The following is a 20,187-nucleotide window of genomic DNA, read 5'->3' as shown; positions in this document are numbered from 1 at the left end:
GCGCGCATGACGTGGAGCGTCGGGCCGGTTCGCGCCGAGGCGTGATGGAGGAGTTCACCCGCACGCCCGGCGGGTGTGCTACAGTCCACCGCATGACAGCGCTGCCATACTCGGATCCGGCCACGGCGAACACCGGCACGTCGATCCGCGCCCCCCGTCCACGCCTCGTCGCCCTGACCGTCGCGCTTGCGCTCCTGTCGTCGGTCGTCGTGCCCCTGGCAGGGCCGGCCAACGCGGCACATGCCGCAACCGACCAGACGGACTACACCCAGTACGTCAACCCCTTCATCGGCACCGAGGGCGATCACGGGCAGGACGGCCCTGGGGCCTTCGCGCCCTACGGGCTGGCGACCGTCACCCCGACGACGACGCCCGGCAACCACGTGGGGTACGAGTACACGGCGGGCACGCTCCGGGGCTTCACGAACATCGCCCTCGATGGAGTCGGCGGCGGAGGCGGCGCTGGCGACGTGCTCGTCGTGCCCACCTACCAGAACTACACGTCCCGGCCGTCGACCAGCAGCTATGACAAGAAGATCCGCACGAGCGACGGCGTCAAGGACGAGTCGGCCACGGCGGGCTACTACCGGGTCGGCCTCGACGAGTCGGGCAAGGACATCGACGCCCAGGTGACCGCCGCCACTCGTACGGGCGTTCACGACTACGCCTTCGGTGCCGGTGGCCACGCGGCCCTCGTAGTCGACCTCAAGCACACCGGCAACGGTCGCAAGGCCACCGACCTCGTGATCGGCACGAGCGCGGACGGCAACACGACGATCTCGGGATCCTTCACCGGATTCTTCTACAACTCGTCGTACAAATTGTTCTACCACGCGGAGACCACGGCCCCGACGTCCTCCGTGCAGACATGGGGGAGCGGCGGACTCAGCTCCACCGCGACCAAGCAGGACGGCACGGACATCGGGGCGGTGCTCAACTTCGACGCCGCTGCCGGCGAGCACGTGGGACTCAGGATCACGCTCTCCCCGGTGAGCGCAGAGCAGGCGGCACGCGACGCGGCCGTCGAGGTCGGCGGGAAGGCGTTCGACGACATTCGTGCCGCAACGAAGCACGAGTGGAACGATCGCCTCGGCAAGGTCGAGGTCGATGCCACCGAGACGAACGACCCCACCGGTGACCTGAAGGCCCAGTTCTACACGCACCTCTACCGGCTCGCCAACACCCCGATGAACGCGACCTCGACGGATGGGACGTATCGGGGAGCCGACGGCGTCATCTACGAGGCGACGGGGTACACGCACTACGACTCGTGGTCGCTGTGGGATGACTTCCACAAGTACTCGGCCGTGGCTTCGGTCTTCCCCGACGTCTATCGGGACGTCGTCCAGTCGCTCGTCGATCTCTACGCCAGCGTCGCGGAGAGCGGAAAGGGCTCGGTCGGCGGCCTGGTGCAGTCCGTGCCGACGGTGCGATGGGAGCGTGCTCCGGTCGTCGTGGCGGATGCGATCTCGAAGGGCGTCGAGCTGCAGGGGCTCGAACAGGCCTACCCGGCGCTCGTTGCACAGACCGGAAGCTCGGCGAGCCTGACGAACCTCAACTCCGTCAGCGGCGGTCTCCTCGGCTACTCCTACGACGCGTACGGCCTGTCGGTCATCGCCGACGAGATCGGCGAGACCGCCGACGCCGAGCACTACCGCGTCGAGGGCGCGCGCTGGGCGAAGGCATTCGACGAGAACGCCCTGAAGAAGGACGCCAATGCGACCGCGGCGACCGGTGTCGCCGCGGGTGTCGACGAAGTCGGCCTCCTCATGCCGCGCTCGAGCAACGACGACTCGGCGGACTTCACGGTGAAGAACGCGGAGAGCTGGAGCAGTGGTCTCTACCAGGGCACGTTCTGGCAGTACAACTGGTACGACGCCCAGGACCTCGGCGGCATGGTCGATCTCATGGGCGGCAAGGAGGACGCTGCGAAGGCCGTGAACTACTTCTTCGGCAACCAGGCGCCCGATGACTGCTCTCGCAATCTCCACCTCTTCGCCAACGAGATCTCGGTTCACGCCCCGTTCCTCTTCAACTACGTCGGGGAGCCCGCGAACACGCAGGACTGGACGTACCGGGCGGTCACGGAACCGGTGTGCGTTCGGTACACCGCCGACGGCAGCGGCACGACACCGTCGAAGCGCATGGTGTTCCAGAACGAGCCCAAGGGCCTGCTCCAGACGATGGACAATGATGCAGGAACCATGTCGGGGTACTTCGTGTCGAGCGCGATCGGGCTGTACCCCGTGATGGCGGGCGGCGACTCCTTCCAGATCACGACGCCGATCTTCGACCGCACGACGATCAACTACCCCGGTGGCAAGGACTTCGTCGTCGAGGCGCCCGGAGTCAGCCCGACGAACCACTTCATCCAGAGTGCGACGCTCAACGGCCAGCCGCTGGACCGCACCTGGCTCACCGCCGCGGAGATGAATGCGGGCGGCGTCCTGCACTTCACGATGGGTTCGAGCCCGTCGTCGTGGGGAGCCGACGGCGTCGCGGCGGATTCGCTCAACGACCACGTCAACAGTGCCCTGTACCACCCGGACGACGCAGTCTCCACGACGTCGCAGGTCTTCGAGGAGTCCGGCGCGAACGACGGTTCGATCGACGACGCCATCTCCGTGAAGGTGAGCGGGGCGACGTTCGCCGGCGAGATCGGTTCGGACCTGTCTTCCCGGGTCGACGTCACCGGCGTTCCGACGGGCCTGACCCTCGTGGCGACGAAGTCGGGTGAGGACTCGGTCGACCTGACCTTGGCGGGTTCGGCTGCTCGGCACCTCGTCGACGACTCGACCGACGCCCTCGCGGTCACGTTCGAGCCGGCCGCCTTCTCGGGCACGGTGCCCAGCGCCGACGAGCGTGCACTCGCGCTCAAGGTCCGCTTCGCCGGACACCGTCTCACGCCGAGCGCCACCACGCTCACGGCCGACGCGAAGGGCGACGTGCGGAGCACGATCGACATCACCCTCAGCGGTGGCGCGACGTTCGCCGGCAAGAACCGACCTGCGCTCTCGAACGGAGAGGTCACCTTCCCGGGTCTCGACCAGGGTGTCACGGCCGCCGTCAGGCGGATGAGCGACACCACGGCCCAAGTCACGTTCAAGGGCAAACTGGAGAGCGAGACGAGCACGAACTTCACCCTGCTGCTCGACGACTCGGCACTCGAGGGTGCGACGGCGGCCCAGGTGACCGGGGCCGGAACGACAGCGCTCGTGCCCTTCACGTTGTCGCCGTCCTCTGGCACGCGCGCCGAGCTGCAGACGCTGTTCGACGACGCGCGCCTCGTGACGGCCGACGGATACTCCGCGGCGACGTTCGCGAAGCTCGAGGCGGCGGTCGCGAAGGCGGCGTCGGCCCTCGCCGACGAGAACTCGTCGGAGCGCACGCTGTCCACGGCGGCTGCTCTGCTGCGGGTCGCGGCCGATGGCCTCGCGATCGCCGGCGACAGCTACCGCGTGCTGCAGGCCGAGAGCTTCGACCAGTGGTCCGGTGGCTCGCTCAAGACCGAGAGCGGCGGCAGCGGAACCACTGTGGGCGGGATCTCGCCCGGGGCGTGGCTCGCGTTCCGCGGACTCGACTTCTCGGCGTCCCCGCTCAAGTCGTTCGTCGTCGACTACTCCCACAATCCGGGCACGGCGTCGGCGAGCTCCGCGGTCGAGGTCCGTACCGGCTCGGCCACCGGTCCGCTGGTGACCAGGATCCCGTTGCCCACCACGAACGGCTGGGCGAACTACACGAAGCTCACGCGCGAGCTCACGGCGGACGAGATCGCGAAACTCGACGGCGTCAACGACGTGTACTTCGTGTTCACCGGTGCACTCGCCTCGGGCCAGAGCTGGGTCGCGAACGTCGACTCGCTCCGGTTCACGTCTGCGGCGGAGGCCGCGACAACGTCGAAGACGGTTCAGTTCGAGTCGATCCGCACGGGCTACGGCATGTTGAACGCCGCCGGCTCGGGGCTCACGGAGGGTACGGACTTCTCAGGTGCCGACCTCAAGACCGAAGCCGGATCGGTGGGCGGCCAGCTCGCCGGCACGAAGAACGGCGCGTGGATCCGGTACGGCGATGTCGATTTCGGCGAACGCAGCGCGACCACGCTCAGCGTGCGCTATGACGCGCCGACGACCAAGGTGGCCGACGGTCGCCTCGCCGTCTACTTGGACGAGATGTCCGGCGACCCGTTCGTCACCGTCCCGCTCAAGCCCACGGGCTCGAGCTGGGGCACCTACGGCACGGCGACGGTCACGCTCCCGTCCGAGCTCACCGGCGAGAACACGCTCTACTTCGCGCTCCAGAGCACGCCGACGGCCACCCAGCCCTATGTCGGCAACCTCGACTGGTTCTCGCTCGAGTACGCCGTCGACAAGACGGCGTTGCAGGCGGCGATCACGAAGTACTCGGCGCTTCCCGCTGACGCGGGCCTGTACCTCGTGACCGACTTCGCGGTCTTCACGCGAGCGTTCGACGCGGCGCAGAGCGTCGACGCGGACCCCGCCGCGACCACCGGCGGAGTCGCGGAGGCGTTGCGCGTGCTGAACTCCGCAGCCGGCCACCTGCAGTGGAAGGTGATCAAGCAGGTCGCCGACTGGAAGGCGAGGGCGGAGGCCGTCCAGGCGGACGACGTCACTGCGGTGTCCTATCGCAAGCTCCAGAATGCGATCGCCGCGGCCGACGCGCTCGAGGCGACGAGTACCCACGACGAGTACACGGCGGCACTGGCGCGTCTCGTCTGGGCGTACGAACGCCTGGTCGACGCGAAGTGACCGTTCGGCGGGTCGGCTTTCTCGCCGACCCGCCGAACGGCCCTCGTACTGGAACCGGTCGCACCGTCGACCGGTTCCATCATGCTGCTGCACGGCAGCTCGCCGATTCACCGGCGACCAGACTGAAAGAGCACCGTGACACGAAACCGGATACCGACGATCGAACTGGGCGGGACCCACGTAGCAGTGGCCGTCATCGACACCAGCGCTCGCGCGATCGTCGACGGCACGTATCGGACCCGACCACTGAATTCGGGCGGCGACGCCGATGACATCCTCGAGAACATCACCGCAGCGGCTCGCGCACTCGGAACCGACCACGGCCGGCAATGGGCGGTTGCAGTTCCGGGCCCCTTCGACCTCGCCGAGGGCATCGCGCAGTACTCCGATGTGGGCAAGTTCGACGCGCTCTACGGGATCGATCTCCGGGCGCGACTCGCCGATGCCCTCGCCGCGAACGCGATCTCGTTCACCTTCGTCAACGACGCGGACGCGTTCGCCCTCGGCGAGCACGCAGCAGGCGCTGCACGCGGCCTTTCGAGGTTCTGCTGCGTCACACTCGGCACCGGCGTCGGCTCCGGGTGGGTGGTCGACGGCGAGCGCACCGATGGCGCCGCGCCGGGGGGCGAAGTGCACCTGCTCGAGTTCGAAGGGCAACGCATCGAGGCGCGGATGTCGCGCCGAGCGATCCGGGCCGCCTATGCGCGGCGGATGCGACTCGCAGCCGAGGCGCCCGACGTCCAGGAGCTCGCCGACCTGGCCCGCAGCGGCGACCCGATCGCGCGCGAGGTGCTGGAAGACGCGTTCTCGTACCTCGGCCGAGCGCTCGCCGCACCGCTTGCCCGGTTCGATGCAGAGGCGCTCATCGTCGGCGGGACCATCGCCCGCTCATGGGACCTCCTCGAACCGCCCCTCTCCGCCGGACTCGGGCGACCCGGCTTCCCGGTGATCCGGGCCGAGCTCTCCCACGAAGCGCCGATGATCGGTGCCGCCTACGCCGCCGAAGCGGCGCTACTCGGTTCGCAGGTCTTCTGAATCCGAATCTCGTCCCGCCGTCGACCGGCGGGGCGTGAGATGCATGGGGAGGACGACGTGTTCGGCGGGACGAGTACGATCAGTCAGTCGTGAGAGGGCCAAGCGGGCGGCGTGGCGCCCGACTTCTTCGACATCTCCCGCCACGGTGGTGATCCCCATGACGCGCGCCCATTCGGGTTCGTCGATGCCGATGACGGCAGGGACATCGGTCATGCTCGTCGCCGACAGTTCCTCGAGGACGCCGAGGAGGATCCGGTTGTTGCCCGCCACGATCGCCGTCGGCGGTTTCGGGAGCGCCAGGAGCTCGCGTGTTCGTGCACGTGATGACGCGACGTCGTGCGCATCGTCGCGCAGAAGATCGCGCCACGACGATGACGGGGCTCCGTCGAGGACTGCGGCCATGCCCTCGAGCCGCTCTCGATAGGTGGGAAGCCAGGCGTAGTCGCCGACGAAGGCGATACGGGTGTGGCCGGTGTCGAGGAGATGCCGGGCGGCGAGGCGACCACCCATGCGATTGTCGAACACGACGGAGTCGGCATCGAGATCGACTGGGGGTCGATCGACGAACACGACCGGTACGCCGCGGGCCTGCACATGCGCGTAGTGGGCATGATCCGACATGGCCGAGACCACCACGAGCGCTTTGGCCTGACGGCTGGCGAGGTCATCGACGATGCGCCGCTCCTGCTCCTCGGACTCACCCGAGGTGGCGACGGTCAGGTGCATCCCCTGTCGCCGGATCTCGTTCTCCATGCTCTGTGCGAGCACGGAGTAGAACGGGTTGGTGAAGTCGCCGCCGATGAGCCCGATCGACTCGGCGAGCTGCCCGCTCGCCAGCATGCTTGCTGCGGTGTTTCGCTGATAGCCCAGCGCCGTTGCCGCGGCCAGCACTTTCGAGAGGGTGTCCTGGCTCACATACTGTTCTCCGCCGAGGGCCCGTGACGCCGTCTTCAGGCTCACCCCGGCGTGATCGGCCACCTGGGCGAGAGTGACCCTCTGCGCGTGTTCGCGTGCGTCCTGCATGACCCTCCTCGATGTGCCTCGCGGCAAGGAATCACGATATCTGTTGAGGCCGTCGAACGGCCGAGGCCCGCCGCACGGGCACGACCGCCGCGCATAGACTCGGGGGATGCCCGACGCATCACCGCTCACGCTCGACCTGACCGCCGATTCCGTCGCCATCACGCAGGCGATCTGCGACGTGCCGAGCGTGTCGGGCGACGAGTCGCTGCTCGCCGACCTCGTCGAGCAGGCGCTCGCCGGGGCATCCCACCTCGAGGTGATCCGCGACGGCGACACGATCGTCGCGCGCACGAACCTCGGCCGCGAGCGCCGGGTCGTGATCGCCGGGCACCTCGACACCGTGCCGATCAACGAGAACCTGCCGACGCGATTCGAGACCGAAGACGGCGTCGAATACCTGTGGGGGCGCGGAACGGTCGACATGAAGGCGGGCGTGGCCGTTCAGCTGAAGCTCGCGCTCGAGCTCACCGATCCCATCGTCGACCTCACGTGGATGTGGTACGACAACGAGGAGGTCGCATCATCGCTCAACGGGCTCGGCCGGCTCTCCCTCAACCGACCCGACCTCTTCGTCGGTGACTTCGCCATCCTCGGCGAACCCTCGAACGGGCAGGTCGAGGGCGGCTGCAACGGCACCCTTCGCGCCGAGGTGTGGACCACGGGGCTGCGGGCGCACTCGGCGCGCAGCTGGGTCGGCGAGAACGCCATCCACAAGCTGGCCCCGGCCCTCGCGAAGCTCGCCGCGTACCAGGCCGAGACCGTCGAGGTCGACGGCCTCGCCTACCGCGAGGGGCTGAACGCCGTGCTCGTCTCGGGCGGCATCGCGGGCAACGTGATCCCCGACGAGGCCGTGCTCACCGTCAACTACCGCTTCGCGCCGAGCCGCAGCGTCGCCGAGGCATCCGCCTTCGTGACCGAGTTCTTCGACGGCTTCGAGGTCGCGATCGTCGACAGCGCCGAAGGTGCGAGGCCCGGACTCGACGACCCGCTCGCCCAGCAGTTCGTGCGCGCGGTCGGCGCCGAGGCGCGCCCCAAGTACGGCTGGACGGATGTCGCGCGCTTCAGCGCCCTCGGCATCCCGGCCGTGAACTTCGGCCCCGGGGACCCGCTCAAGGCTCACGCCGATGACGAGCGGGTCGACGTCGCCCAGATCGTGCACACCGAGGCCGCGCTCCGCGCCTGGCTGACCGGCTCCACCGCCTGAGCGGCCCCGCCCGAACGAGGACCCCATGACCACGCCGTCGGCCGCTCTGCGCGAACCCGACCCGTTCCGCGCCACACGCTGGTCGCCACGGGTGCGTTGGCGGGCCGCACCGTGGTGGGCGAAGGTCGTCGCGATCTTCCTCGGCGCACGGGCGATCACCACGACGATGGTGCTCGTGCTCGCGAGCCTGCAGGGCTCGAACCCGTGGACCCAGGCTCGCCCGGGCTACTTCGAGTACGCGAACCTCTGGGATGCCCGGTGGTACCAGATCATCTGGCTCGGCGGGTATCCGGCCGAGCTCCCGCTGACCGAAGCCGGCCAGGTCGCCGAGAACGCGTGGGCCTTCCTGCCCGTCTACCCGACCGTCGTCGGCATCGTCACCTCGTTCGGGGTGCCGTGGAACGCGGCATCCGTCATCGTGTCGCTCGCCGCCGGTCTCGGGGCGGCGCTCGTGACGTACCGACTCATGTCGCGGTTCCTCGAGCCCGATCGCGCACTGTTCGCCGTCGTGCTCTTCTGCGTCGCGCCGGTCTCGCCGATCATGCAGTTCGGCTACGCCGAGTCGCTCGGCCTGCTGTGGCTCGCGCTCGCCCTGCTCCTGCTCGTCGATCGACGATACGGATGGCTCGTTCCCGTGCTCGCCGTGTGGGCGTTCACGCGGCCCGGGGCGCTCGCCTTCGCGCTCACCCTCGGCCTGCACTGGGTGTGGCGCTGGTACACGCGGCGGAGCGACCCGTTCCCGATGGCGGAACGGGTGCTCGTGGCATCCGTCACCGTGTTCGCGGGGCTCGTGGGCCTCGCCTGGCCCGGCATCGTCTGGGTGGCGACGGGGGAGCTGCACGGCTACACCGCGACCGAACTCGCCTGGCGCTCCGCCTACATCGGCTACCAGGAGCTCGTGCCGTTCACGGCGTGGTTCCAGTCGGCCGACTGGTGGCTCGGTCAGCCGATCGGCCCGATCGTCGTGATCGCGCTCATCGCCGGGTTCGCGGTGACGCTGTTCCTGCCGGCGGTGCGGCGGCTCGGCATCGACCTGCGGCTGTGGCTCGCGAGCTACGCGCTGTACCTGCTCGCGGTGTTCTTTCCGCAGTCGAGCACGTTCCGTCTGCTCGCGCCGATGTTCCCGCTCGTCGGCGCGATGGCGCAGCCGAGGGCGCGATGGTACCGCTGGGGGATGGTCGCGCTCTCCCTGTTGCTGCAACTCGGATGGCTGCTCATCGCATGGGGGATCGACGGTCGCGACTGGACGCCTCCCTGATCGGAAGGGCAATCCGAGCGGGTGCGGGAGCGGCTCGACCTGTGGATTGTCGTCAGTCAGGTTGTCCACAGGCTTGCGGCGATTTCTCAGCACCGCCTGTGTTAGCAGATAATGGAATCTCAGCCACGAAAGGGGAGCTCAATGGCGGCCATGAAGCCACGCACCGGAGACGGGCCAATGGAGGCTGTGAAGGAGGGTCGACTCATCATCGTTCGAGTTCCACTCGAAGGTGGCGGTCGCCTCGTCGTCTCGGTGAACGATGCTGAGGCCAAGGAGCTGTACGACGTCCTCGGCGGCGTCGTGAATCCCGCCTGAGTCACATCACTCGAATCGAGCCCCGAGATCTCTCGGGGCTCGAGTCGTTTCCGGGGTCGTTGCGGGGGTCGAGTCTGCGGGTTGAGCTCGTCGAACCGGCCCGGAGGGGTTCCGGCAGGCTCAACCGGCAGGTTCGGCGGGCTAGACGCCGAGCTTCACGATCTGCAGCAGCCCATCGCCGGCGGGCGAGATCGCCGTCGCCACCGCGGACGACGTCGACAGCTCCGAGACGAGGGTGCGGTACGCGCTCGCCGATTCATCGCGTCGTGCGGGATCGGCGACGCGACCCTTCCAGAGCGCGCGCGCGACGAGCACGATGCCGCCGGGCTTGGCCAGGCGCAGGCCGTGCTCGGCGTACTCGATGACCGACGGGGCGTCGGCGTCGATGAAGACGATGTCGTACGAGCTCTCGTTCATGCGCGGCAGCACTTCGCTCGCGCGCCCGGCGATGAGTCGTACCCGGGCGGCGGCGATGCCGGCGTCGGCGAAATGCTGGCGGGCGTGCTGCTGGTACTCGTTCTCGGTGTCGATCGAGGTGAGCAGGGCGCGACGCGCGGCCTGCAGCATCCAGAGGCCCGAGACGCCGACTCCCGTGCCGATCTCGATGATCGACTGTGCGCGGGATGCGGCGGCGAGCACGGCGAGCTGCGCGCCCACTGCCGGCGAGACCGGCTCGACGCCGAGCTCGAGCGATTGCTGACGGGCCTTGGCGATCGACTCGGTCACGGCGACCGAGTCGTCGACGTACTTCCAGTTCAGGTCGTGTTCGGACACGTGGCGGCTCCCGGATGCATCTCTCAGCCCCTAAGCCTAGGGCTCCAGTGGTGTGTCGTTCGTACGCCTCGCCGCCGACTATCCTGTAGGGATGTTCGGTGGACTGACGTTCGACAAGCTCCTCATCGTGGGTGTCATCGCGGTCTTCCTGCTGGGACCGGAGCGACTGCCGCACTACGCCGCGCAGCTCGGGCGGCTGGTGCGATCGCTGCGCGACATGGCCAACGGCGCCAAGGATCGCATGCGCGACGAGATGGGCCCGGACTTCGACGACGTCGACTGGAAGAAGCTCGACCCGCGGCAGTACGACCCACGACGCATCATCCGCGAGGCGCTCACCGACATCGACCCCTTCGCCGAAGAGGCCCCCGAGCCCGTGGTGGCGCGCGCCTCGGTCAACGAGAACTCGGCCTACCTGCAGCGCAAGCGCAAGCGTGAAGGGCTCGGCGCCGAAGAACCGGCACCGTTCGACTCCGAAGCGACCTGATCGGCGCGCACACGTCGTTCAGCGCAGGCGCAGCACCTTCAGCGCCTGCGCGAGCAGCACGAGGAGCGGCGCCTTCTGCTCGTACTCCTGCGCCGTGCGCGGCAGTTGCAGGAGTCCCGTCACCGACGAGATCGTGACGGGCTCGACGAAGCGCAGCAGCCCGGCCTCGCCGTTGCGGCGACCGATGCCCGACTGCTTGACGCCGCCCATCGGAGCCGCCACCGAGGCGAAGGAACCGCGGTACCCCTCGTTGATGTTGACGCTGCCGGCCTCGAGGGCGTCGGCCACGCGTCGGGCGCGCACGGCCGAGGCGGTGAAGACGGCGGCGTTCAGACCGTACTCGCTCGAGTTGGCCGCGAGCACTGCCTCCTCGTCGCTGCCGACGAGGTAGAGCGAGGCGATCGCCCCGAACGTCTCCTCGGCGTACACGAGCATGTCGGGGGTGACCCCGGTGAGGATGGTCGGCTCGAAGAACCAGGGTCCGAGGTCGGGGCGGTGCTTGCCGCCGACGAGCACGACAGCGCCCTTCGCGACGGCGTCGTCGAGGTGCGCCTGCACCCGTTCGAGCTGTGCGGCGCTCGCGAGCGAACCGAAGTCGGCACTGAAGTCGAGGCCGGAGCCGAGCTTGGCCGCCCGAAGCCGCTCGACGAGGGCGAGCTGGTAGGGGCCGGCGACCTTCTGGTGCACGTAGATGCGTTCGACCGAGACGCAGAGCTGACCCATCGCCGAGAAGGCGGCGTGCGCGGTGTTCGCGGCTGCCGTGGCGGGGTCGACGTCGTCGAGCACGAGCAGCGCGTTCTTGCCGCCGAGCTCGAGCGACGAGCCGATGAGGCGGCGCCCCGCCTTCTCGCCGATCTTGCGCCCGGTCGCGGTCGAGCCCGTGAAGCACACGTAGTCCGCGACATCCGTCAGCGCTTCGCCGACCTCGGCCGCAGGGCCGGCGACGACGGCCCAGAGCGCCGCGGGCACGCCCGCGTCGATGAAGGCGCGCCGGAGCGCGAGGATCGACAGGGCGCCCTGGTCGTCGGCCTTCTGCACGACGCCGCAGCCGGCGGCGAGGGCGGGCACCACGTCCATCGCGGCGAGGCTGAGTGCGAAGTTCCACGGCGTGATGACGCCGACCACGCCCTTCGGACGGAACTGCACCCGGCTCGTCGCGACGGTGGGCAGGCCGGAACGCACCGGCCGACCGTGCAGCACCTTGCGGGCAGCGAGGGCGTTGTAGCGGGTGACGGAGACCGCTTCGAAGATCTCCTCGAAGGCCTGGCCGCGCGTCTTGCCGCTCTCGAGCTGGATGAGGTCGAGCAGCATGTCGCGGCGCTCGAGGATGAGGTCGTGCGCCCGGAGCAGCACGCGTCGGCGCTCGGCGAAGCCCGCGCGGGCCCAGGCGAGCTGGGCGAGCTTCGCGCGGGCGAACGCGTCGTGCACGTCGTCAGCGCTCGATCGCGGCAGCTCGTGCAGCGTCTGGCCCGTCGACGGGGTCGGGACGGAGGTGGTCTCGGAGCCGGAGGCGACGACATCGTCGGACAGGCTCGCGTACAGGTCGGGGGAGGCCGTGGGGGCGCGCATGCGCACAGTCTAGGACAGTCGACCCGGTTCTAGGTCAGTTGACCCAGTTCGCGGTCGGACCGGCGCCGACGGGTGAGTACACTGCCTCCATGACCGCATCGGTGCGAACCCTGTCCCGCGGTGTCGTGACCCGCTATGCGATCGGATCCATCGGCACCGGCGGCTTCGCCACGCTGCCCGGCCTCGTGCTCGTGTACTACCTGACCGACACCCTCGGGGTGACCGCCCTCGTCGCGGGTCTCGTCGTCACCGCCGCCAAGCTGTGGGACGTCGTGATCGACCCGTGGATCGGCGAACGCAGCGACCGTGCACTCGCGCGCACCGGCACGCGACGCACGTGGATGATCGTGGGCGCCATCGCGCTGCCCGTCGGGTTCATTCTCACGTTCGCCGTGCCGACGGGGCTCGACCCCGGGGCGTCCGGCATCTGGGTGTTCCTGGCCTTCCTGGCCACGGCGACGGCCTTCAGCCTGTTCCAGGTGCCCTACATCGCGCTGCCGGCAGAGCTCACTGCGGACTACGACGCTCGCACGCGCCTGCTCACCTGGCGCGTCGTGGTGCTCACGATCGCGATCCTGCTCTTCGGCGCCGGCGGCCCCGAGGTGCGCGCGGCGTTCGCCGACGAGCACACGGGATACCTCGTGATGGCCATCGTCGCGGGTGTCGTGATCGGTGCCGGCATGCTCGTCGCCACCACGACGGCGGCGAAGGCCAGAGGATCCAAACCCAGTGCATCGACGGATGCCGCGCCGCGCCGCGACATCCGTGCCGGCTACGCCGAAGGCCTCGCCGCGCTGAAGCGCAGCGCGGCGTTCCGCGCGCTGCTCGCGGCCTTCGTGCTGCAGGGCCTGGCGACCGGCCTCATGCTCGCGGGCGCGCAGTTCGTCGCGACCTGGGTGCTCCGCGACGAGCGCGCGGTGACGTTCCTCTTCGTCGCGCTCATCGGCCCGGCCGTGCTGTTCGCGCCCGTCTGGCAGGCCGTCGCCCGCCGCGTCGGCAAGGAGCGCGGGTTCGCGCTGGCCAGTACCCTCTTCGGCATCGCCGCGCTCAGCCTCGTCGGCATGATCTGGGCGCCGGGCGCGTGGGTGTACGTGCCCGTCGCGCTCGCGGGCGCCGGCTACGCGGGCATGCAATCGCTGCCGATGGCCATGCTGCCCGACGTGATCTCGCACGACGCCCGCACGCACGGCATCGGCCGCGCCGGCAGCTTCGGCGGCGTCTGGACCGCGGGGGAGACCGCGGGAATGGCGCTCGGCGCCACGGTGCTCACGATCGTGCTGGCGCTCACGGGGTACGTGGAGTCGATCGGCTCCCAGACGGTGACCCAGTCGCCGGCCGCGGTCGCGGGCATCGCGATCAGCTTCAGCGCGATCCCCGCGCTGCTCGTGGCAGCGAGCCTCGTGGCGCTGCGCAAGTACCCCCTCCGACGCAGCGACATCGAGGCCGATGCCGCCGCCACGACCGCAGAGACGGTGGCATGATGACCGACTTCCGCCGCGAGGCTTCCGAGATCCTCGCCGAACTCGAGGCGATGCGCGCCCTCGACGCCCCGACCCACGGCGGTCGGGTGCTCTCGTACGTCTACGACTCCGGACTCGCCGAGCTCGACGAGCTGGCCGCCGGCGCAGCGCGCCTCGTGCAGCCCGTGAACGGCCTCGACCCGACGACGTTCACCTCGGTCGCCGCGATGGAGGCGGGCGTCGTCGGTTTCGCCCGGCGCGTGCTCGGCGGCGAGGGTGACGACGAGATCGTCGGCTCGGTCACCTCGGGCGGCACCGAGAGCTGCCTGCTCGCGGTCAAGTCGGCCCGCGACCTGTGGCGGTCGGTGCGGGCCGGCAGCCCCCGAGTGCCGCGCATCGTCGCCCCGGTGACCGTGCACGCCGCATTCCACAAGGCCGCCGAGTACTTCGGGCTCGAACTCGATCTCGTCCCGGTCGACCCGGTCACGGGCGTCGTCTCGGTCGCGGCGATCGAGGAACGCCTCGGCGACGACGTCGCGCTCGTCGTCGTGAGCGCGCCGTCGTACCCGTTCGCGGCGCTCGACCCGATCGCGGACGTCGCGGCGATCACCGGCCCGCGCGGCATCGCGCTGCACGTCGACGCCTGCATCGGCGGCTTCGCGCTCGCCTTCTGGCCCGACGAGCTGCCGGCGTGGAACCTCTCGATTCCCGGCGTCACGAGCCTCTCGGCCGACCTGCACAAGTACGGGTACGCTCCGAAGGGCGTCTCGGTGCTGCTGACGCGCGGCCGCGACCGCCAGCGGTTCCAGTACTTCGCCACGACCGCCTGGCCGGGTTACCCGGTCGTGAATCCCACGCTCACGGGCTCGAAGCCCGCAGGGCCGCTCGCCGCGGCGTGGGCGATCATCGAGGCGCTCGGCGAAGACGGATTCGCCGAGCTCACCGCTCAGGCCGCTCGCGCCACCGAGGCGCTCCGTGAGGTCGTCACGGGCATCGAGGGGCTGAAGATCGTCGGCGCGCCGACCGGCCCGCTCTTCGCCGTCGCCACCGACGAGTCGGTCGCGGTCGAGCGCCGGGTCGACCCGCACCACTGGGCGGATGCCGCGCGCGCGGCCGGCTGGCACCTGCAGCTGCAGCCCGCGCTCACCCAGGCCGACGGCACCCGTCTGCCCCACACGACCCACCTCACGGTGACGCCGGTGACCGAGGCCGTGGTCGGCGATCTGTCGACGGCACTCGTCGCCGCGGCCGACGCCGTGCGCGGCGTGCCGCCCGTTGATGGGCAGATGCTCGTCGCGGGGCTCGCCGAGACGCTGCCCGGTGGCCTCGACGCGCTCGCCGGGGCATCCGCCGGTCTCGACTCGGAGGGTGCTGCGGGGCTGCTGCGCGCGTTCGGGCTGCTCGGCGGTGCTGCGTCCGATGACGAGGCCGCGGGCGCTGATGGGGCCCTGCCCGACCGGCTCGCGCCGGTGCTCGCGCTCGTCGGCGCGCTGCCGCCGCAGCTCACCGAACGACTGCTCGTCGAGCTGCTCGCGCGTGTCGTGGAGCCTGCTGCCGGTTCCTGATCCCCGGCCGATCGATCAGGCGTCGAGGATGAACGCCCGGTCGCCGGTCAGCGGGCGGAGCCGGTCGGTGACCGGGAACGGCACCTCGTGCTCGATCAGCGGAGCGTCGATGGCGCCGAAGTCGTCTTTCTTCACCCGCACCGCGGTCGAGGAGACCTCGGTGATGCGCACGCGAAGCCACTGGCCGTCGTCGAGGCGCAGCTCGTACAGGTCGGCGAGGTAGCCGATCCCCGTCGATTCGAGTGCCTCTTCGGCGCTCAGCCAGTCGAGCGAGTCGGTCAGAGGTCGGCCGAGGAGATCGATGACGACGAAGCCTTCGCCGTCGGGGCGCATCCACCCGAGCAGTTCACCGTCGCCGCGCCGATGCGCGATCCAGTCAGCAGGTACCGTCATGCTTCGAGGCTACCGAAGGCGGCGGTCGCGGCTCAGCTCGTGCGGATTCGGCCTGCAGGGTCGACCGTGATGACGACCGTCTGCACCTTGCGGTTGAGCGCGCGGTAGACGACGTAGATCAGCCACAGGCCCCCGGTCAGGAGCACGAGGATGAGGTTCCAGAACCACCCGATGCGCTTGTTCTTCGAGACGACGGCCTGGCCCGACGCGACGGACTGCACGGTCCAGCCGCGCTGCGCGTACCTCGCCACCTCGGCGTTGAGCAGCTGGGCGCGCGACTCGTCGGAGAGCGCGGCGGGAGACGGATTCGGCGTGGTCATGTCCGGATTCTACCGAGCGTCGCCCTGAGTGCGCCTGAGTGCGCCTGTGCAGCGCCGCCGGGCGTTCCTGATCACTCGAGCCCGCACCGCTCGCCGTAGTAGGCGTAGAGCTCGGCCTTGAGCGTGTCGCCCGATGACCGGTCGAGTCGGCCCTCGCGACCATCGCTCGTGCGGATCTCGAACGGCAGGATCGTGCCGCGCTTGTCGTCGGCGATCGCGTGGGCGTCGCAGCGGGCGGGGCGCACCGGCAGCGTGATCGTCACGGGTTCACCGCCGACGTCCACCTCGACGGCGAGCGGCCAGTCGACGCCGCCCTCGGCGTTCAACAGGGTCGTGCCGTACACGCGGTCGATCACGAACGACCCGGCACCGGATGCCGCGGGCACGACCTCGACGTCGATGAACGCGCGCCGCTCGGTGCCGCTGCCGGTCGAACGCAGGTGCTCGGGCAGCGTGATGGCGGCGACCTGTTCGATCGACTCCGCGAGGCACTCCGAGTTCGCCACCCGGGCGAGGGTGCCGTGCGGGTCGTCGGCCGTGAGCTCGCCGGAGGACGCCCCTGCTCGGGTCTCGACGTCGAGCAGGATCGTCGCCTCGGGCACCGAGGGCTCGGTGTCGGTGTCGGTGCCGTCGTCGGTGTCGCAGACGCTCGCCGACAGCGGCAGGCGGATCTGCAGGGCGTCGCCCGGCGCGACCTCGAACGGTTCGGAGCGCACCATGCCCGGCGCGAGGGTCGGCGCGTCGACCTCGAGCCGTTCGACCGTCACCGGGGCGTCTCCGTCGTTCTCGATGCGCACCACGAGCCGGTGCGCCTCGATGTCGAGGCGGCCCTGCTGCACGCGGGCGGAGAGGCCCTCGGGCAGCTCGGCGGCGGGAATCCGGGCCAGCGGAGCGCAGGCAGCGAGCCCGAGCGTGGTCGCGGTGATCGCGACGAGGGCGGCGAGGGGCATCGCGTGCCGGCGGGTCAGGCGGGCGCGCGACATCCGCTCACCGGACCGTGACGTCGAGTCGTCGGCCTGCCAGCGATCGGGGCACGGCGGCGAGCTGTGCGGCGACCTGCTCGATCGCGCGGGCGGCGGGGTCGTCGGGTTCGGCGAGCACGACCGGCATGCCATCGTCGCCGCCGCGGCGGAGCGCCACGCTGAGCGGCACGCTCGCGAGCAGCGGCACCGGCGCGGGCTGACCAGCCGAGAGGCGCTCGGCGACGATGGCACCGCCACCCGCGCCGAAGAGGTCGAAGATCTCGCCGCCGGGCTGTGCGAAGCCGGCCATGTTCTCGACGACGCCCACGATCTTCTGCCCGGTCTGACGTGCGACGACGCCCGAGCGCTCGGCGACATCGGCCGCCGCGGGCTGCGGGGTGGTCACGACGACGACCTCGGCGTTCGGCAGCAGTTGCCCCAGCGAGATCGCCACGTCGCCCGTGCCGGGCGGCAGGTCGACGAGCAGCACATCGAGGTCGCCGAAGTACACGTCGGTGAGGAACTGCGAGAGCGTGCGGTGCAGCATCGGCCCGCGCCAGGCGACGGCGACGGATGACGCGCGCCCGCCCTCTTCGGAGGGTTCGACGAACATGCCGATCGAGATGACCTTCACACCGTGTGCGACGGGCGGCAGGATCATGTCGTCGACCCGCGTGGGCCGCGCAGCGAGCCCCGACTCGTCGACGAGGCCGAGCAGTCCGGGGATCGAGAAGCCGTGCACGTCGGCATCGACGAGTCCGACCGAGAGGCCGCGAGCGGCGAGCGCGACGGCGAGGTTCGCGGTGATCGTCGACTTTCCGACGCCGCCCTTTCCACTCGTGACCGCGATCACGCGGGTGAGGCTGCCGGGGCCGAAGGGATTGCCGCGGGCCGCCTTGCCGCCGCGGAGTCGCTCGGTGAGGGCGCTGCGCTGCTCGGGCGTCATGACCGAGAGCACGACGTCGGCGTTGCCGTCGCCGACGACCGTCTCGGCCGCCTGCCGCACGTCGCGTTCGATGCGGTCGGAGGCGGGGCATCCGACGATCGTCAGGCGGATGCCGACCTCGACAGTGCCGTCGCCCCGCACGACGACCCGGTCGACCATGTCGAGCTCGGTGACGGGCTTGCGGATCTCGGGGTCGATGACGCCCGTGAGCGCCGCACGAACGGCGGTCTCGATCGTGGCAGGATCGGCCGCGGCGGGCCTGGTCGGGTCAGCGGTCGGCATTGTCCGCCTCCTCCTCGTCGCGACGGTCGAGCTCTTCGATGATCGAGCGCAGCTCCGAGCGGATGAACTCGCGCGATGCGAGGTCTTTCATGGCCAGGCGCAGCGCCACGACCTCGCGCGCGAGGTATTCGGTGTCGGCGAGGTTGCGCTCGGCGCGCTGGCGGTCCTGCTCGATCTGCACGCGGTCGCGGTCGTCTTGGCGGTTCTGCGCGAGCAGGATCAGGGGTGCGGCGTACGAGGCCTGCAGCGAGAGCACGAGCGTGAGCGCGGTGAACCCGATCGCGATCGAGTCGAAACGCCACTCCTCGGGCGCGAAGGTGTTCCACACCATCCAGCCGATCGCGAACACCGACAGACCGAGCAGGAAGCCGGGCGTGCCCATGCCGCGCGCCACCCACTCGGTGAAGCGGCCGAAGCGGTCGCTGTCGCCCGAGCCGCGGAAGGACGGGGCACGGCGAGTGCCCTTCGGGGTGTCGAATCGCCGCTCGTCGGCGTCAGCGCGTGCCATCTCCTGCCCTCCTTCCGTTCGAGATGGGGATACTCCCCGTCGTCAGCTGGGCTCGCGCGGCTGCGCGGCGCCCGACCTCGGTATCTTCGGGATGACTTCGCCAGTCATCGGGCAGGAGGTAGTCGAGCACGTCGTCAATCGTCACCACCCCGACGAGTCGATGCTTCTCGTCGACGACCGGCACCGACACGAGGTCGTAGCTCGCGAGGATGCGGCTCACCTCGGCGGCCGAGGTGTCGGCGCGCACGGGCTCGAGACCCTGGTCGATGAGGGTGCCGAGCCGTTCGTGCGGGGGATAGCGGAGCATCCGCTGGAAGTGCACGATGCCGAGGAACCGTCCGGTCGGCGGCTCGTACGGCGGCAGCGTCACGCAGACCGCGGCACCGAGGGCGGGCGGCAGGTCGTGACGACGGATGAGGGCGAGACCCTCGGCGACGGTCGCGTCGGCAGAGACGATGATCGGCTCGGGAGTCATGAGACCACCGGCGGTGTCGGGTCCGTAGGAGAGCAGGAAGCGCACGTCGTCGGCCTCTTCGGGCTCCATGAGCTCGAGCAGGTGCTCGCCGCGCTCTTCGGGGAGCTGCGCGATGAGGTCGGCCGCGTCGTCGGGCTGCATGTGGTCGAGCACGTCGGCGGCGCGGTCGTCGCCGAGGCCCGCGAGGATCACGACCTGGTCGGACTCGGGCATCTCTTCGAGCACGTCGGCGAGTCGGTCGTCGGAGAGTTCTTCGGCGACCTCCTGACGACGCTGCGCGGGCAGGTCGAGGAGCGTGTTCGCGAGGTCGGCCGGCTTCAGCTCGGAGTACGACGCGATGAGGTGCTCGGCCGACTGCGCCTCACCCGGCGGGTTCACCTCGCGCACCTCGCGCCAGGTGACGTAGGCCGACTGCCCCTTCGAGAACGGGGAAGCGCCCTTCGGCCGGCGCACGAAGAGCTGGTCGACCTGCCATTCGCCGGGCTCGAGCTCCTCGATCGCGACGTCTTCGATCGTGGCATCGCCCGAGCCGTCGGTGAAGGCGACCTTGCGGCCGAGCATCTCGGCGATCACGCGCACCTCGCCGCCGCGCTGCTCGAAGCGACGCAGGTTGATGAGCCCGGTCGTGATGATCTGACCGCCGCCGATCGAGGTGACCCGGCCGATCGAGACGAACACGCGGCGCTTGCCGGGAATCTCGACGATGAGGCCGACGACGCGCGGAGGGTCGTTCTTGCGGTACACGACGAGGACGTCGCGCACCTTGCCGACCCGATCACCGGCGGGGTCGAAGACGGCGCACCCGGCGAGTCGGGCGACGAAGACTCTCGTGGCGCTCACGGTTC

The 20,187-nt window shown here is 70.1% G+C and carries 17 protein-coding genes; 8 read left to right on the top strand and 9 right to left on the bottom strand.

Features of this window, described 5'->3' with window-relative positions; translation table 11 throughout:
* Positions 1-92 precede the first annotated feature (92 nt).
* Both JOE59_RS10195 and JOE59_RS10190 read left to right on the top strand, forming a co-directional pair.
* Complete coding sequence (locus JOE59_RS10195) at positions 93-4,766, top strand: GH92 family glycosyl hydrolase (protein WP_204460263.1); 4,674 nt, start codon at positions 93-95, stop codon at positions 4,764-4,766.
* 135 nt (positions 4,767-4,901) lie between these two features.
* Positions 4,902-5,801: an ROK family protein gene (locus JOE59_RS10190; RefSeq protein WP_307837028.1), complete on the top strand. Its 900-nt coding sequence runs from the start codon at positions 4,902-4,904 to the stop codon at positions 5,799-5,801.
* On the opposite strand, the gene JOE59_RS10185 is transcribed toward JOE59_RS10190, so the two are convergent.
* Positions 5,778-6,953, bottom strand: a complete 1,176-nt coding sequence (locus tag JOE59_RS10185) for a LacI family DNA-binding transcriptional regulator (RefSeq protein WP_204460260.1) — start codon at positions 6,951-6,953, stop codon at positions 5,778-5,780. The genes JOE59_RS10190 and JOE59_RS10185 overlap by 24 nt on opposite strands.
* On the opposite strand from JOE59_RS10185, the gene dapE reads away from it, so the two are divergent.
* The 3 genes from dapE (at position 6,931) to JOE59_RS10170 (ending at position 9,601) form a co-directional block, all read left to right on the top strand.
* Positions 6,931-8,028 (top strand): succinyl-diaminopimelate desuccinylase, encoded by a 1,098-nt coding sequence (gene dapE, locus JOE59_RS10180; RefSeq protein ID WP_204460257.1) that lies wholly within the window; start codon positions 6,931-6,933, stop codon positions 8,026-8,028. The two genes, JOE59_RS10185 and dapE, sit on opposite strands and share 23 nt — an antisense overlap.
* A 25-nt stretch (positions 8,029-8,053) precedes the next feature.
* Entirely contained in the window at positions 8,054-9,286 is a 1,233-nt protein-coding gene (locus tag JOE59_RS10175) for a hypothetical protein (RefSeq protein ID WP_239560203.1), read from the top strand.
* A 141-nt stretch (positions 9,287-9,427) separates the two neighbouring features.
* Positions 9,428-9,601 (top strand): DUF3117 domain-containing protein, encoded by a 174-nt coding sequence (locus JOE59_RS10170; RefSeq protein ID WP_067875042.1) that lies wholly within the window; start codon positions 9,428-9,430, stop codon positions 9,599-9,601.
* 141 nt (positions 9,602-9,742) lie between these two features.
* Here the strand turns inward: JOE59_RS10170 and JOE59_RS10165 are convergent, their stop codons facing one another.
* The gene (locus tag JOE59_RS10165) at positions 9,743-10,375 is read right to left on the bottom strand and encodes an O-methyltransferase (RefSeq protein WP_074261412.1); all 633 of its coding nucleotides are present in this window, start codon (positions 10,373-10,375) and stop codon (positions 9,743-9,745) included.
* 91 nt (positions 10,376-10,466) lie between these two features.
* Here JOE59_RS10165 and JOE59_RS10160 point away from each other — a divergent pair, with 91 nt between their 5' ends.
* Positions 10,467-10,862, top strand: a complete 396-nt coding sequence (locus JOE59_RS10160) for a twin-arginine translocase TatA/TatE family subunit (protein ID WP_204460255.1) — start codon at positions 10,467-10,469, stop codon at positions 10,860-10,862.
* Between the two features lie 18 nt (positions 10,863-10,880).
* Here JOE59_RS10160 and JOE59_RS10155 read toward each other — a convergent pair whose 3' ends face one another.
* The gene (locus JOE59_RS10155) at positions 10,881-12,431 is read right to left on the bottom strand and encodes a succinic semialdehyde dehydrogenase (protein WP_204460253.1); all 1,551 of its coding nucleotides are present in this window, start codon (positions 12,429-12,431) and stop codon (positions 10,881-10,883) included.
* An 89-nt stretch (positions 12,432-12,520) separates the two neighbouring features.
* Between JOE59_RS10155 and JOE59_RS10150 the strand changes: the two genes are divergently transcribed.
* Together JOE59_RS10150 and JOE59_RS10145 are read left to right on the top strand one after the other, a co-directional pair.
* Positions 12,521-13,912 carry an MFS transporter gene (locus tag JOE59_RS10150; protein WP_204460251.1) on the top strand — a complete coding sequence of 464 codons (1,392 nt, stop codon included), beginning with the start codon at positions 12,521-12,523 and terminating at the stop codon, positions 13,910-13,912.
* On the top strand, positions 13,912-15,456 hold the full coding sequence (locus tag JOE59_RS10145; RefSeq protein ID WP_204460249.1) for a pyridoxal phosphate-dependent decarboxylase family protein: 1,545 nt from the start codon (positions 13,912-13,914) through the stop codon (positions 15,454-15,456). Before JOE59_RS10150 ends, JOE59_RS10145 begins: the two co-directional genes overlap by 1 nt.
* Before the next feature lie 15 nt (positions 15,457-15,471).
* Here JOE59_RS10145 and JOE59_RS10140 read toward each other — a convergent pair whose 3' ends face one another.
* From JOE59_RS10140 to JOE59_RS10115, 6 genes are all read right to left on the bottom strand, one after another.
* Positions 15,472-15,849: a hypothetical protein gene (locus JOE59_RS10140; RefSeq protein WP_204460247.1), complete on the bottom strand. Its 378-nt coding sequence runs from the start codon at positions 15,847-15,849 to the stop codon at positions 15,472-15,474.
* Between the two features lie 32 nt (positions 15,850-15,881).
* The gene (locus JOE59_RS10135) at positions 15,882-16,169 is read right to left on the bottom strand and encodes a hypothetical protein (RefSeq protein WP_204460245.1); all 288 of its coding nucleotides are present in this window, start codon (positions 16,167-16,169) and stop codon (positions 15,882-15,884) included.
* A gap of 71 nt (positions 16,170-16,240) precedes the next feature.
* Positions 16,241-17,152 (bottom strand): hypothetical protein, encoded by a 912-nt coding sequence (locus tag JOE59_RS10130; RefSeq protein ID WP_204460244.1) that lies wholly within the window; start codon positions 17,150-17,152, stop codon positions 16,241-16,243.
* Between the two features lie 4 nt (positions 17,153-17,156).
* Positions 17,157-18,359 (bottom strand): Mrp/NBP35 family ATP-binding protein, encoded by a 1,203-nt coding sequence (locus JOE59_RS10125; RefSeq protein ID WP_204460243.1) that lies wholly within the window; start codon positions 18,357-18,359, stop codon positions 17,157-17,159.
* Complete coding sequence (locus tag JOE59_RS10120) at positions 18,346-18,867, bottom strand: DUF1003 domain-containing protein (RefSeq protein WP_204460242.1); 522 nt, start codon at positions 18,865-18,867, stop codon at positions 18,346-18,348. The genes JOE59_RS10125 and JOE59_RS10120 overlap by 14 nt, the downstream gene beginning before the upstream one ends.
* Positions 18,854-20,182 carry a magnesium transporter MgtE N-terminal domain-containing protein gene (locus JOE59_RS10115; protein ID WP_204460241.1) on the bottom strand — a complete coding sequence of 443 codons (1,329 nt, stop codon included), beginning with the start codon at positions 20,180-20,182 and terminating at the stop codon, positions 18,854-18,856. The genes JOE59_RS10120 and JOE59_RS10115 overlap by 14 nt, the downstream gene beginning before the upstream one ends.
* Positions 20,183-20,187 lie beyond the last annotated feature (5 nt).

The sequence above is a fragment of the Agromyces cerinus genome (assembly GCF_016907835.1).
In the GTDB taxonomy this organism is placed as follows: domain Bacteria; phylum Actinomycetota; class Actinomycetes; order Actinomycetales; family Microbacteriaceae; genus Agromyces; species Agromyces nitratus.
The sequence above is the reverse complement of the archived record's forward strand: the minus strand, read 5'-3'. Positions and strand labels throughout refer to the sequence as shown.

Coding starts and splice junctions, on each gene's coding strand:
- JOE59_RS10195 (WP_204460263.1), top strand. CDS start 93: ATGACAGCGCTGCCATACTCGGATCCGGCCACGGCGAACACCGGCACG.
- JOE59_RS10130 (WP_204460244.1), bottom strand. CDS start 17,152: ATGTCGCGCGCCCGCCTGACCCGCCGGCACGCGATGCCCCTCGCCGCC.
- JOE59_RS10135 (WP_204460245.1), bottom strand. CDS start 16,169: ATGACCACGCCGAATCCGTCTCCCGCCGCGCTCTCCGACGAGTCGCGC.
- JOE59_RS10140 (WP_204460247.1), bottom strand. CDS start 15,849: ATGACGGTACCTGCTGACTGGATCGCGCATCGGCGCGGCGACGGTGAA.
- JOE59_RS10125 (WP_204460243.1), bottom strand. CDS start 18,359: ATGCCGACCGCTGACCCGACCAGGCCCGCCGCGGCCGATCCTGCCACG.
- JOE59_RS10120 (WP_204460242.1), bottom strand. CDS start 18,867: ATGGCACGCGCTGACGCCGACGAGCGGCGATTCGACACCCCGAAGGGC.
- JOE59_RS10160 (WP_204460255.1), top strand. CDS start 10,467: ATGTTCGGTGGACTGACGTTCGACAAGCTCCTCATCGTGGGTGTCATC.
- JOE59_RS10145 (WP_204460249.1), top strand. CDS start 13,912: ATGACCGACTTCCGCCGCGAGGCTTCCGAGATCCTCGCCGAACTCGAG.
- JOE59_RS10150 (WP_204460251.1), top strand. CDS start 12,521: ATGACCGCATCGGTGCGAACCCTGTCCCGCGGTGTCGTGACCCGCTAT.
- JOE59_RS10170 (WP_067875042.1), top strand. CDS start 9,428: ATGGCGGCCATGAAGCCACGCACCGGAGACGGGCCAATGGAGGCTGTG.
- JOE59_RS10155 (WP_204460253.1), bottom strand. CDS start 12,431: ATGCGCGCCCCCACGGCCTCCCCCGACCTGTACGCGAGCCTGTCCGAC.
- JOE59_RS10175 (WP_239560203.1), top strand. CDS start 8,054: ATGACCACGCCGTCGGCCGCTCTGCGCGAACCCGACCCGTTCCGCGCC.
- dapE (WP_204460257.1), top strand. CDS start 6,931: ATGCCCGACGCATCACCGCTCACGCTCGACCTGACCGCCGATTCCGTC.